The organism is Pantoea sp. SIMBA_079 (genome assembly GCF_046940275.1).
GTDB lineage: Bacteria > Pseudomonadota > Gammaproteobacteria > Enterobacterales > Enterobacteriaceae > Pantoea > Pantoea borealis.
The window spans coordinates 1-247 of the sequence record NZ_JAWRYR010000728.1 but is presented as its reverse complement, the minus strand read 5'-3'; the positions used below and the strand labels follow the sequence as shown (position 1 = coordinate 247).

At 68.4% G+C, this 247-nt stretch carries 1 protein-coding gene; it reads right to left on the bottom strand.

Annotation, left to right across the window (positions count from 1 at the left end; translation table 11 throughout):
* Positions 1-247: chloride channel protein (locus SB719_RS21870; protein WP_412159991.1), on the bottom strand; the 247-nt coding region annotated here is incomplete at both ends.

Genomic DNA, 247 nt, shown 5'->3' with positions numbered 1-247 from the left:
GGAGGAACACCCGGCCACAGGGCACTCCAGGCCGCGCCGGCTAGCGCACCCGCCGCCGCACCGATGGCCAATGACGGCGTCAGCGTTCCACCGGCGGCGCCGCTGCCGATCGTGCCGACCGTCGCCACCACTTTGAAGACAAGCAACGCTGCCAGCAACCCGACCGGGATGGCCACATCGAACGCAATCTGACCCAGAGCGCGTCCGTTTCCGAGAATCGCCGGGAATGCAAGCGACAGCACGCCGA